A 12,086-nucleotide genomic window follows, 5' to 3' on the forward strand; every position below is an offset into this window, starting at 1 on the left:
GCCAGAGGAGTGCGTGCGTTGGGACAGAGGACTCTGCGGGTCGCCATCGCGGGCGTCGGGAACTGCGCGTCGTCCTTCGTCCAGGGCCTGACCTTCTACGGCTCGGTCGAAGCGGGCGAGGCTGTGCCGGGTCTGATGAACGTCGTGCTGGGCGGCTACCACGTGGCCGATGTGAGGGTGGCGGCGGCCTTCGACGTCGCGGCCTCGAAGGTCGGGCGCGACCTCGCCGAGGCGATCGGAGCGGCGCCCAACAACACCGCGCGTTTCGCCGACGTGGCGCCGACCGGCGTCACGGTCGCCCGCGGGCCGACCCTCGACGGTCTCGGCCGCTACCTGCGCGACCTGGTGGAGGAATCGCCGGAAGCGCCCGTCGACGTGGCGGCCGCGTTGGACAAGGCCGGCGCCGACGTGCTCGTCTCCTACCTGCCGGTCGGCTCGCAGGCCGCCACCGAGCATTACGCCGAGGCCGCCCTCACGGCCGGCTGCGCTTTCGTGAACTGCATCCCGGTCTTCATCGCCTCGAATCCCGAATGGCGGGCGCGGTTCGCGGCGCGGCAGTTGCCGCTCATCGGCGACGACATCAAGAGCCAAGTGGGCGCCACCATCGTCCACCGCGCGCTCGCCAACCTCTTCCGCGAGCGCGGCGTCAGACTCGACCGCACTTATCAGCTGAACTTCGGCGGCAACGCCGATTTCCGCAACATGCTCGAACGCGAGCGCCTCGAATCCAAGAAGATCTCGAAGACTCAGGCGGTCACGAGCCAGCTCGACGTGCCGCTCGACCCATCCGACATCCATGTCGGGCCGAGCGACTACGTGCCCTGGCTGTCCGACCGGAAATGGGCGCATATCCGCCTCGAAGGCACGGCCTTCGGGGGCGTGCCGCTCAATCTCGAACTCAAGCTCGAGGTCTGGGACTCGCCGAACTCCGCCGGCATCGTGATCGACGCGGTGCGCTGCGCAGGGATCGCCCGCGACCGCGGCATCGGCGGCGCCCTGGTCGGTCCGTCGAGCTGGTTCATGAAGTCGCCGCCGCGCCAGTTCACCGACGAGGAGGCCCGACTGCGCACCCTCCGCTTCGTGGCCGGAGAGGCCGAACCCGACTGACGGCCCGCATACTTGGCTTTTGATTCGGATGCAAGGCCATTAGTTCGCACGCCACGCGTGTGCCGAGTATTCGGTGGAACGGACGGGTGCCTCCACTTGCCAGGCACTTACGGCAGCGTATGCTGCCGGCCGCAGCAACGCGGCTGATCCAGCCTCCGGCTGACGGCGTCGCGTCGACGCGATGCGCCGGTCGACAACGGTCGCGGGCACAGGGATCCAGGAGAAAGTGTTATGATGTTGCGCAGATGCGTGGCGGAGGCGATCGGCACGTTCTGGCTGACCTTCGCGGGCTGCGGCAGTGCGGTGATCGCCGCGGCCTTTCCGCAAGTGGGAATCGGGCTGCTCGGAGTCTCCTTCGCCTTCGGGCTCAGCGTCCTGACGATGGCCTACGCGATCGGCCACGTCTCGGGCTGCCATCTCAATCCGGCGGTGACGGTCGGCCTTGCGGCGGGCGGGCGCTTCCCGGTCCGGGACATCGGGCCCTATGTGGGTGCGCAGGTGGTGGGGGCCGTGGTGGCGGCGGTGGTGCTCTACGCGATCGCCAGCGGCGCACCGGGCTTCGACCTGGGCAAGGGCTTCGCGGCGAATGGCTACGGCGCGCATTCCCCCGGCGGCTACGGCCTCGTCTCGGCCTTCCTGACCGAGCTCGTCCTGACCATGATGTTCCTGTTCATCATCATGGGATCGACGCACGGCAAGGCGCCCGTCGGCTTCGCGCCGATCGCCATCGGGCTCGGCCTGACGCTGATCCACCTCGTGGGCATTCCGGTCACCAATCTCTCGGTCAACCCGGCCCGCAGCACCGGCCCGGCCCTGTTCGCGGGCGCCTGGGCCCTGGGGCAGCTGTGGCTGTTCTGGGTGGCGCCGCTCATCGGGGGCGTGCTCGGCGGCGTGCTCTACCGCTGGCTGAGCGAGGAGCCCTCGGCCGAGGTCACCGGGATCCCCGCGAAGGCTCCGGCCGCTTGATCTCAACGGCCCAGGCTGCTGACGTAAGCCAAGTGCTGACGCAGCGGGCCGTTGAGCCATCTCGAATTTTCGATGCCAAGCCTTCGGCTTGGCGAAAATCCGGGAACGGAGCCAACGGTCATTGAAAATGACCGTTGGCTTGAGCCTCAGGCGAGGCGCCAGTCGATCGGCGGGACGCCGCGCTCCGCAAGCCATGCATTCGCCCGGCTGAACGGGCGAGTGCCGCGGAAATCCGCCCGGCGGTTGAGCGGCGAGGGGTGCCCCGCCTCCAGCACGAGGTGCTTGGCGCGGTCGACGAGCGCGGCGCGTTGGCGTGCGGGGGCGCCCCAGAGCAGGAACGCAACCGCCGGCTGCTCCGCCGAGACCGCGGCCACCGCCTGGTCGGTGAGCGCCGACCAGCCGAGCTTGAGATGCGCGCCGGACTTGCCGGCCTCCACCGTCAGCGCCGTGTTGAGAAGCAGGACGCCCTGGCGCGCCCAGGCCGTGAGATCGCCGCTGGTCGGAACCGGGCTGCCGGTCTCCTCGGCCATCTCGGCGAGGATGACCTTGAGCGAGGCGGGCAGGCGCCGCTTGCCCCGATAGGAAAAGGCGAGCCCGTGCGCATCCCCCGGAGTCGGGTAGGGATCCTGCCCGAGAATCACGGCGCGCACCCGGTCGAGCGGCGTCAGGATCAGGGCGGCGAAGACGGAATCGGCGGGCGGAAGCACGGTCGCCCCCGCGGCGCGGCGGGCATCGACTGCCGCGGCGACCCGCTCGGCGCTGCCGTTCTGGAAGAAGGGCAGGGCGAGCCAGGGTGACTCGCTCGCGCGGAAGCGGGAGAGCGCCCCCGCGACGGTGTCGGATTCAGGCATGCGGCGGACGGATCACCGGATCAGGATGCGGCCGGTCTCGATGGTGAGCGGCGCGGACTTCCGGATGTAGGTCATCACCGCGTTGGAGACGAGCGTTCCGTCCGTCGCCCCGATCAGGATCCGGCCCTCGCCGAGCATGCCGTAGCCGTTGCCGCCCCCGAGCATGAAGTTGTTGGCGGCGACCCGGTAACGGCGCTCCGGATCGAGGGCCTCGGTGCCGATGCGGACCTCCGTCACGCGCTGCTTAGGCGGAGCGGCGGCCGCCACGGTGACGGTGAGACCGGAGACCTGCGGGAAGCGGCCGGAGGGGCGTCCGACATCGAGGAAGCCGTTCTCGAGCGCCGCGCGCAGCTGCGCCCCGGTGATCTCGACGAGAACCATGGTGTTGCCGAAGGGCAGTTCCGTGAGCACGTCGCGCCGGGTGAGGATCCGTCCGGTGGGATAATGCTTGTTGCCCCGGATGCCCCCTCCGTTGGTGATCGCGACCTGGGCGTCCGTCGCGTCGCGCAAGGCATCGGCGACGAGGTTCCCGAAGGCGGTTTCCGAAGTTCGTACGGCGGCGACGCGGGTGTCGAGGTCCGTGTCGGTGCGGCCGAGCGGGCGGTCGAGTTCCTGCGAGAGCTCCGCCTCGAAGCGGTCGACCGCCGCCTGGACCTCGGGATCCGGCTCGACCTCGCTCGAATCGTGGATGCGGAAGCGCGGCGCCCACAGGATGCGGCGCTCCCGGCCCTGACCGAGCAGCTCGAGCCGGATGTCGATGGCCGTGACATGGTAGCCCTCCTCGCCCGATTCCGCGAAGACGGTGCGGCCGTCGTAGCGCAGGGCGAGGTCGTGGTCGTGGCCGGACAGCACCACCTCGGCGAGGCGGCTCGCCACCAGGGCCTCGTCGGTCGGGCGGTCGGTGTGGGTGACCGCCACGATGAAGGCCGCGCCCGCCGCCCGCAGCCGGCCGGCCTCCAGGCGCAGCGCGTCGAGGGCAGGGCCGAAGCGCCAGTCGCCCGATTGCGACTTCGACGGCGTCTCGGGCAGGGTGATGCCGACGACGCCGACCTCCACCGGACCGAGGCTGAGGATGGTCGAATCCTGGAGCCCCGGGATCGCTGTCCCGTCCGCCTGCCGCAGATTGGCGGCGAAGACCGGGAAGTTCGCCTCGGACATCCTCTGCCGGAAGACCGCCTGCCCGAAATCGAACTCGTGGTTGCCCGGCACGAACACGTCCGGCCGGATCATGTTCGTGAGTTCGATGATGTGCCGGCCCTTGTCGATGCCCGACATCAGCGAGGGCGAGAGCGTGTCGCCGGCATGGCAGACCAGGACCGGGACGCCCCGCGCCCGCTCCTTCTTCACGATCGCTGCAAGCTTCGGGAAGCCGCCGCGTCCGTCGAGCGCCCCCATGCGGTAGATGTCGTTGATGAGGACGACGGTGAAATCCGTGTCGGGCCCGAGCGCCCGGGCCGCTCCGGGAGCCAGGGCGGCGGTCAGCCCGGCCCCGAGGCCGAAGCCGAAGGTCTCACGGCGGGTGGGATGGGGCATCGCGACGGGTCTCGTGGGGTTGGGGGGCGGGCGCTTCCTCTCTGGCCGAGCTTCTTGACCGGTGGAAGACGCCGCGGTTTCACCAGGGCTCCGCCGGGAGGCCGACGAAGCGGCGATCGGTGTCGAAGACCCGGGCGGTTTCCCGTGCGGTCCGCATGAAGCGCTCGCCCTGCGGCGTGAGTCGGTAGCTGCCGTCGGCCCGCACGAGGTTGCCGGACGCGACCTGCTCGTCGAGCCGGCGCTGGATCTGCGCCCACTCGCCCACATAGATGCGCAGGAACGCCTCCCGGACCGCCTTTTCGTCGAGCCCCTCGGGCGCGGCGGCGAAGCGGCTGAGGACGAAGACCGAGATCGACCGGTCGACGGTCACGGGTCCGAGGGTGAAGGCGGTCAGCAGGAGGGCGACCGCCGTGACGCTCGCCCCGACCGCATCGCGCGGCGCGAGGCCGAGGCGCGGACGGCGCGTCACCCAGGCCATCGCGCCGACGAGCAGGACGAATGTGGCGCCGAGCGAGGCGATCCCGCGATAGAACAGGATCGGGATGCCGGCGAACAGGCCCGTACGGGTGATCGCCAGGAACAGGGCCGTGCCGAGGATCAGGGCGAGGCCGTAGGTGAGGGCGGCGGCGACGAGGCCGCCGAGCACACAGCCCCTCATGGCGCCCGCGCGGCGTCCGGCACCGCGAAGATCATCACGCCGGGATTGGCGTAGAGCGGCTGCGCCGCCCGGGTCCAGGCGGTCGGGGCAGCGAAAACGGGATCCTGTTGCGTCACCACCAGAATCCCGACGCGCTCCTCGGCCGCGACGGCCATCGCCTCCGCGAAGGTCAGGCGCGGATCGGCGAAGACGGGGGCGAGCCGGGCGATGCGCGCCTCCACGGCGGCGGCGGAGGCGCCGAACAGCAGGCCGTTGCAGGGATCCGACACGGCGGTCGGGAAATGGCCGTAGAGCCCGTAGCCGTAGGCGCGGCACAGGGGCGGGTCGGGCCGCTCCTGCACGACGGTGCCGCGGGGCGCGTTCCGGGTGAGCCACGCCCAGGCGTCGCGCTCCTGCGGCAGCAGGGCGACCTCCTCGGCAGTCATGATCCGGTTCCAGCGCAGCTGGATCATCCCGTAGATCTCGCCTGCGATGCCGAGCCTGATGCAGGCGAGGAACAGGACGGCCGCGCGCCGGGACCCGCCCAGGGCGAGAACCGGGCGGGCCTCGAATCCCGCCCGCACGGCCGCGAGCGTCCAGAGCAGCGTGGCGAGCTGCGCGAACAGCATCACCCGCCAGCCGAGATCGTTGAACAGGATGCTCGACCGCAGGAACGAGCCGATCAGGAAGGAGGCCGCAGTCGCGAGGACGAGGACGACCGAGAGCTCGCTCGCGAGGCCGCGCCGCCCCTCGCGCTTCCAGAACACGAGCGAGCCGATCAGGAATGCCCCGAACTCCAGGCCGTAGTTGAGGGGCAGGGCCAGGAAGTTGGTGATTGCCTGGATCGGGCTGCCCGGCGGCAGGAGGATGTCAACGATCAGGAACTTGCGAATCTCGAAGGCGAGCGACGGGTCGCCACCCCCCAGGACGCGACCCTGCACGATGGTCGCGAGCCACGATCCGGCGAGCGCAAGGGCGAGCGCCGCCGCGCCGAGGGCCCGCGCGAGGCTGGCCCACCGCCGACGCAGCGCGAGGCGGACCAGCCAGAGGGCCATCGTCGCCGCGAGACCGATCGCGAGGTAGATCGACAGGCCCGCGAGCGACGCGAAGGCGAGGCCGGCGAGCGCGCCGCGCCGCAGGCTGCGCCGGAGATCCGGCGGCGCGTCGTCCTCGGCGGCGAGCGCCATCGCCCCGACCATGGCGGCGATCAGGCCGGCCACGTGGTGGGGCACCCACAGGACGCTCGTGAGCCATGCGGAGACCTGCGTGTTCCACTGCTCGAAGTCGACGAGGAAGTTGGCCCCGTTCGACAGGATGCCGATCACCACGACGCCGAGGAGGTCGAGCCCCGTCGTCAGGAGAAGGATCAGCAGCCAGGTCTCGGCACGCCACGCGCCCGGCCGGGCCCTGTCGAGCCGAGCCTGGCCATAGACGGTCCGGGCCAGGGCGAACAGGGCGGGTCCCATCCAGAGGTCGAGGCCGAAGACGGCCTGTCGGCCCGCGACGGCCCCGAGGCCCAGGCGCTCGATGACCGCCGTCAGCGTGTAGAAGAAGTAGTAATAGGCAGCAGGGCGGTCCGGCGTGAGGAAGGTCGGGTTGTAGGGCGGCGTTCCCGCCTCGGCGATCACCCAGCTGGCGGTGGCGTGCTTGACGTAATCCACCATGAGGAGGCTGCGCCTCGCCCCGCCGGAGACATGCCAGTCCACCAGCATCGCGACGACGAAAGCGGCGTAGGCTGCGAGCGCGAGGGCCGTGACGATGAGACCGCGCCGTGGGACCGGCGTGGGCGCCGGCTTGGCCAGGAATACGGCGCCGGGAACCGCCAGGACGACCACGCTCGCGACCATCGGCCAGGGGCCGAGCCGCCCTGCGAGGTCGAGCAGCACGGGCAGGCAGGCGAAGCTGCAGAGCGCCGCGACGGCGATACGGTCGAGCCGCGTGCGCGCCTCCGCCCAGCCGGGTGCATCGAGGATTTGCGCGAACACCGCGCCGGGGCAGAGCAGGAACGGGATGCAGAGCGCCGCGGCCAGCAGCGTTCCGGGTATGTCGTAGGGGAAGGCGAACACCGGCCACCGTTTGATCAAGACGGGCGCTGCCGCAGTGCCGAGGTCCGGAACCGTCGATTCGCCCCCTGGCGGCGCCGGCGCGTATGGTCAAGCTTTCCGCACGGCGGTGCAAGGCGGCTGCGCCCGCCCGGCGGGCTGCTGCGTCTCGACGCGTTGGATCGCCTCCGCTGCGCGCTATTTTGGACACGGTGGGATGGTCCGTGGACGAGCCGCGGCGAACTTGTCTGGATGGTCATGAACGAGGTGACGAAGGCCGCGGTGCTGGAACGCGGCGCCACTCCTGTCCCGCCGGCTTCGGCCGGTGTGCGTCCGGAGGGGCATCCCCGGGTGGCCTGGGGCAGGGTTGGCGTGCTGCTGATGAATCTCGGCACGCCCGAAGGCACCGGCTACTGGCCGATGCGCCGCTATCTCAAGGAGTTCCTCTCGGACCGCCGCGTCATCGAGGTGCCGCGGGCGATCTGGTGGCCGCTCCTCAACCTCGTGATCCTGACCAAGCGGCCGGGGCCGAAGGGACGCGACTACGCCTCGGTGTGGAACACCGATCTCGACGAAGGGCCGCTCAAGACCATCACCCGGGGCCAGGCGCAGAAGCTTCAGGCCGCCATGGGCGACCGCGTCGTGGTCGATTGGGCCATGCGCTACGGCAAGCCGGAGGTGGAGGGCCGCATCCGGGCCCTGCTCGACCAGGGCTGCGACCGCATCCTGCTGGTGCCGCTCTATCCGCAATACGCCGCCGCGACCTCGGCCACGGCCTGCGATCAGGCGTTCCGGGCGCTCATGAAGATGCGCTGGCAGCCGACCGTGCGCGTCTCGCCGCCCTATCACGACGATCCGGTCTATATCGAGGCCGTGGTGAGCGCGATCCGCCGCGACCTCGCCAAGCTCGACTTCGAGCCAGAGGTGATCCTCACCTCCTTCCACGGCGTGCCGAAATCCTACCTCCTCAAGGGCGACCCCTATCACTGCCAATGCGTGAAGACCGGGCGGCTGATCCGCGAGGCGCTGGGCTACTCGCCCGAGCGGATGCGCGTGACCTTCCAGTCCCGCTTCGGCAACGAGGAATGGCTCAAGCCCTATACCGACGAGACCGTGAAGGAACTGGCGGCGCAGGGCGTGAAGCGCCTCGCCATCGTGGCGCCGGGCTTCATGGCCGATTGCCTGGAGACGCTGGAGGAGCTCGACGGCGAGAACCGGCACTATTTCGAGGCGGGGGGCGGCGAGCATTTCGCCTATCTGCCCTGCCTCAACGATGGGCCGGAGGGCATGCGGGTGATCGAGCACATCGTGCGGCGCGAGCTGCGCGGCTGGATCGAGTGAGGCACCGATGACCGAGGCGCCGCGCTGGGAGGCGGTGGACCGCTATGTCGCCGAGCGGCTGATTCCGCCGGACGCTGCGCTCGCGGCGGCCCTGGAGGCCAGCCATGCGGCCGGCCTGCCGCCGATCGCGGTGGCGCCCAACCAGGGCAAGCTGCTGATGCTGCTCGCCCGGATGCAGGGCGCGCGGCGCATCCTGGAGATCGGCACGCTCGGCGGCTACTCGACCCTCTGGCTCGCACGCGCCCTGCCCGAGGGCGGGCGCCTCGTCACGATCGAGGCCGATCCGCTTCATGCGGCGGTGGCCCGCGCCTCCTTCGCGCGGGCGGGCCTGTCGGAGGTGATCTCCCTGCAGGAGGGGCGGGCGCTCGACGTCCTGCCCGGCCTCGTCGACGAGGCGCCCTTCGACTTCGTCTTCATCGACGCCGACAAGCCCTCGAACCCGGATTACCTCGCCTGGGCGCTGAAGCTGAGCCGGCCCGGCGGCGCGATCGTCCTCGACAACGTCGTGCGCAGCGGCGCGGTGGTCGATGCAGAGGGCGACGCCAACGTGCAGGGCGTGCGCCGCGCCCTCGACCTCATCGCCGCCGAGCCCCGCCTCGATGCCACCGTGGTGCAGACCGTGGGCGAGAAGGGCTGGGACGGCTTCGCGCTGATCCGCATCGCGGATGCGACGTGATCGTCTCGGACTGCTTCAGTCGGAATGCCTGTGCTGCTCCGGCAGCGTCAGCCCGAAATGCCGCACCAGATCCTCGACCTGGGCCGGGGTGAGGTGGCGCGGGTTGAGGTTGCGCAACAGGAGGTAGAGCTTGGCGGTCTCCTCCAGTTCCTCCGTCGCGAACACCGCCGCTTCCAGCGTGTCCCCGGCCACCACCGGGCCGTGATTGGCGAGCAGCACCGACGAATAGGCGCCCGCGAGCCCCCGGATCGCGTCGGCCACGGCCGGGTCGCCCGGGCGGTAATAGGGCACCAGCGCCACGGCGCCCGCCCGCATCACGCTGTAGGGGGTGAGGGGCGGCAGCACCGCGCGGGGGTCGATCTCCGGCAGCATCGAGACCGCGACCGCATGCGTCGAATGCAGATGGACGATGGCGCGCGCCGAATCCCGCGAGTCGTAGAGCGCGCCGTGGAGCGGGATCTCCTTGGTGGGCGGATCGCCCGAGAGGAGCCGCCCCTCGCGATCGAGGCGAGAGATCCGGGCCGGGTCGAGGAAGCCGAGCGAGGCGTTCGTCGGCGTGACGAGCCAGCCGCCGTCGTCGAGCCGCACCGAGATGTTGCCCGATGAGCCCGGCGTCAGGCCGCGCTCGAACAGCGAGCGCCCGAACCGGCAGATCGCCTCACGCAGGTCGCTCTCGCTCATCGGCCCCCTCCCTCACGCCGTCGCGCCCGTGATCAGCTCGAAGCCGAGATCCACGACGGTAGCGGGCGCATCGTTGCAGAGCAGGCGCGCGGCGGTCGCCCCGGCTTCCACCCGCGGCGTGCGGATGGTGGTGAGCGGCTGCGGCATCAGCCGGCCCACGTCGAGGCCGTTATAGCCGAAGAGCGCCAGCCGGTCCGGCACCGTCAGTCCGGCGGCGAGGCAGTGGAAATAGCCGCCGAGCGCCATGTCGTCGTTCGAGAAATAGACCGCGTCGCAGTCGGGCGCCCGCCCGAGCAGGGCCGCGAGGCCGTTGCGCCCGGCCTCTACCGACGAGGGCGCCGCGATGCGCTCCTCGGCGTGCAGCGGCAGGCCGGCCTCGGCGAGGGCCGCCCGGAAACCCGCGTAGCGCTTGCCCGCGCGGCGATCCCGCGTGAGGTCGTGGCCCAGATAGGCGATGCGCCGATAGCCCCGCGCCACTAGGTAGCGGGCGCTCGTCTCGCCTGCCGACCGGTTGGAATAGCCGACCACGATGTCGAGGCCGGGCCCGTCGATATCGAGGAGTTCGGCCACCCGCACCCCACTCGCCGTGAGCCGCCGCACCGTCCCCGGCGTGTGCTCCAGGCCGGTGACGATGAGCCCGGCCGGCCGCCAGCTCAGCAGGGAGGCGACGAGCGCCTCCTCCCGCTCCTCGTCGTAATCCGTAACGGCGATGACCGACTGGAAGCCCTCCGCATCGAGCGCGCCCGTGGCGCCCCGCAGCAGGTCCGGGAACACGATGTTCGACAGGGACGGGATCACGATGCCGATGAGCCGCGAGCCCGTCGAGGCGAGCGTCCCGGCGATGCGGTTCGGCACGTAGCCGAGCCGCGCCACCGCCGCCTCGACCTGCGCCCGCGTCCGTTCCGAGAAGGAGCCGTGGCTGCGCAGCACCCGCGAGACCGTGCTCTCGCCCACGCGCGCCTCTCGGGCGACGTCCGCGAGCGTCACGGGACGGCGCGCTACGGTTTCGCGGCCCGCCGACAGCCCCTCGGCGGAGCTGCCCCGTCCCTCGTGATCCTCCATGAATCCTCCCGCCCGGATCGGCTCCGACGAGGTTTCGCCGCCCGGCACCGCACGATGTCATGTCTTCCGGCCCCGCTCAACGCATCTGAAACAGGAAGGTGATGGCGATTGGCAGCGCTGCCAGAGCTTGGTAAGCCGGGGGACGGGCACGGCGCCGCCGGGCGGGGCTGGCGGAGAATCGCCGCCGTGTCACAGTGCTCGCGCGTCGCACCGCACGACGACGCACCAGGGGGAGGGACGTCGCCATGACCGACAGGTCTGCTCGCGCGGCCGTAATCGGCCTCGGCTCCATGGGCTTCGGAATGGCGCTGTCGCTGCGCCGCGCCGGACTCGACGTCGTGGGCTTCGACCTCGATCCGGCAGTCATGGCCCGCTTCGCGGGCGAGGGCGGAGGCCAGGCCGCGAGCCCCGCCGCGGCCGCCGCGGGTGCCGACATCGTCGTCTGCGTCGTCGTGAACGCGGCGCAGACCGAGGCGGTGCTGTTCGGGCGCGACGGCGAGGCGGGCGTCGCGGGCGCGATGCCGGAGGGCGCCGTCTTCATCTCCTGCGCCACCATGGATCCGGACATCGCCCGAGGGCTTGCCGCCCGGCTCGAAGCGCAGGGCCGGCACTATCTCGATGCGCCGATCAGCGGCGGGGCGCAGCGGGCCGCCGAGGGCGCGCTGACCATCCTGGCCTCCGGGAGCGCGGCGGCCTTCGCCCGCGCCCGGCCGGCGCTCGACGCCATGGCGGCGAAGGTCTACGAACTCGGCGACGCCGCCGGCCAGGGCGCCGCCTTCAAGATGATCAACCAGCTCCTCGCAGGCGTGCATATCGCGGCGGCGAGCGAGGCCATGGCCTTCGCGGCCCGCCAGGGGCTCGACCTCGCCAAGGTCTACGAGGTGATCACCGCCTCGGCCGGCAATTCCTGGATGTTCGAGAACCGCATGAAGCGGGTGCTCACGGGCGATTACGCGCCCCGCAGCGCCGTCGACATCTTCGTCAAGGATCTCGGCATCGTGCAGGACATGGCGCGGGCGCAAAGCTTCCCGGTGCCGGTGGCGGCGGCCGCCCTGCAGATGTTCCTGATGGCCTCGGCTGCCGGAATGGGGCGCGACGACGACGCGTCCGTCGCCCGGCTCTACGCGCAGGTCACCGGCACGGCGCTGCCCTGACCCAGGCCGACGAGACAACCCGCGAAAGGAGGGAGG

11 protein-coding genes are annotated in these 12,086 nt (G+C 71.1%); 5 read left to right on the plus strand and 6 right to left on the minus strand.

Features of this window, described 5'->3' with window-relative positions; genetic code table 11:
• Nucleotides 1-18: 18 nt before the first annotated feature.
• Together MNOD_RS21875 and aqpZ are read left to right on the plus strand one after the other, a co-directional pair.
• Nucleotides 19-1,107, plus strand: coding sequence for an inositol-3-phosphate synthase (locus MNOD_RS21875; RefSeq protein WP_015931144.1), 1,089 nt, complete (start codon nt 19-21; stop codon nt 1,105-1,107).
• 231 nt (nt 1,108-1,338) lie between these two features.
• A complete protein-coding gene (gene aqpZ / locus MNOD_RS21880; protein ID WP_015931145.1) occupies nt 1,339-2,073 on the plus strand; it encodes an aquaporin Z in 735 nt (244 codons plus the stop codon).
• Between the two features lie 146 nt (nt 2,074-2,219).
• On the opposite strand, the gene ung is transcribed toward aqpZ, so the two are convergent.
• The 4 genes from ung to MNOD_RS21900 all read right to left on the minus strand — a co-directional run bounded on the left by ung (nt 2,220) and on the right by MNOD_RS21900 (nt 7,178).
• Complete coding sequence (gene ung, locus MNOD_RS21885; RefSeq protein ID WP_015931146.1) at nt 2,220-2,924, minus strand: uracil-DNA glycosylase; 705 nt, start codon at nt 2,922-2,924, stop codon at nt 2,220-2,222.
• A 12-nt stretch (nt 2,925-2,936) separates the two neighbouring features.
• Entirely contained in the window at nt 2,937-4,457 is a 1,521-nt protein-coding gene (locus MNOD_RS21890; RefSeq protein WP_015931147.1) for a bifunctional metallophosphatase/5'-nucleotidase, read from the minus strand.
• A gap of 79 nt (nt 4,458-4,536) precedes the next feature.
• Nucleotides 4,537-5,115 carry a hypothetical protein gene (locus MNOD_RS21895; RefSeq protein WP_015931148.1) on the minus strand — a complete coding sequence of 193 codons (579 nt, stop codon included), beginning with the start codon at nt 5,113-5,115 and terminating at the stop codon, nt 4,537-4,539.
• Nucleotides 5,112-7,178: a hypothetical protein gene (locus tag MNOD_RS21900; protein WP_244424543.1), complete on the minus strand. Its 2,067-nt coding sequence runs from the start codon at nt 7,176-7,178 to the stop codon at nt 5,112-5,114. The genes MNOD_RS21895 and MNOD_RS21900 overlap by 4 nt, the downstream gene beginning before the upstream one ends.
• Nucleotides 7,179-7,394: 216 nt before the next feature.
• Here MNOD_RS21900 and hemH point away from each other — a divergent pair, with 216 nt between their 5' ends.
• Complete coding sequence (hemH, locus tag MNOD_RS21905) at nt 7,395-8,477, plus strand: ferrochelatase (protein WP_015931150.1); 1,083 nt, start codon at nt 7,395-7,397, stop codon at nt 8,475-8,477.
• Between the two features lie 7 nt (nt 8,478-8,484).
• Nucleotides 8,485-9,153 (plus strand): O-methyltransferase, encoded by a 669-nt coding sequence (locus MNOD_RS21910; protein ID WP_015931151.1) that lies wholly within the window; start codon nt 8,485-8,487, stop codon nt 9,151-9,153.
• 15 nt (nt 9,154-9,168) lie between these two features.
• Here MNOD_RS21910 and otnC read toward each other — a convergent pair whose 3' ends face one another.
• On the minus strand, nt 9,169-9,834 hold the full coding sequence (gene otnC / locus MNOD_RS21915) for a 3-oxo-tetronate 4-phosphate decarboxylase (RefSeq protein WP_015931152.1): 666 nt from the start codon (nt 9,832-9,834) through the stop codon (nt 9,169-9,171).
• A gap of 12 nt (nt 9,835-9,846) precedes the next feature.
• Nucleotides 9,847-10,896 carry a LacI family DNA-binding transcriptional regulator gene (locus MNOD_RS21920; RefSeq protein WP_015931153.1) on the minus strand — a complete coding sequence of 350 codons (1,050 nt, stop codon included), beginning with the start codon at nt 10,894-10,896 and terminating at the stop codon, nt 9,847-9,849.
• 245 nt (nt 10,897-11,141) lie between these two features.
• On the opposite strand from MNOD_RS21920, the gene ltnD reads away from it, so the two are divergent.
• On the plus strand, nt 11,142-12,050 hold the full coding sequence (gene ltnD / locus MNOD_RS21925; RefSeq protein ID WP_015931154.1) for an L-threonate dehydrogenase: 909 nt from the start codon (nt 11,142-11,144) through the stop codon (nt 12,048-12,050).
• Nucleotides 12,051-12,086: the final 36 nt, after the last annotated feature.

Source organism: Methylobacterium nodulans ORS 2060, assembly GCF_000022085.1.
In the GTDB taxonomy this organism is placed as follows: domain Bacteria; phylum Pseudomonadota; class Alphaproteobacteria; order Rhizobiales; family Beijerinckiaceae; genus Methylobacterium; species Methylobacterium nodulans.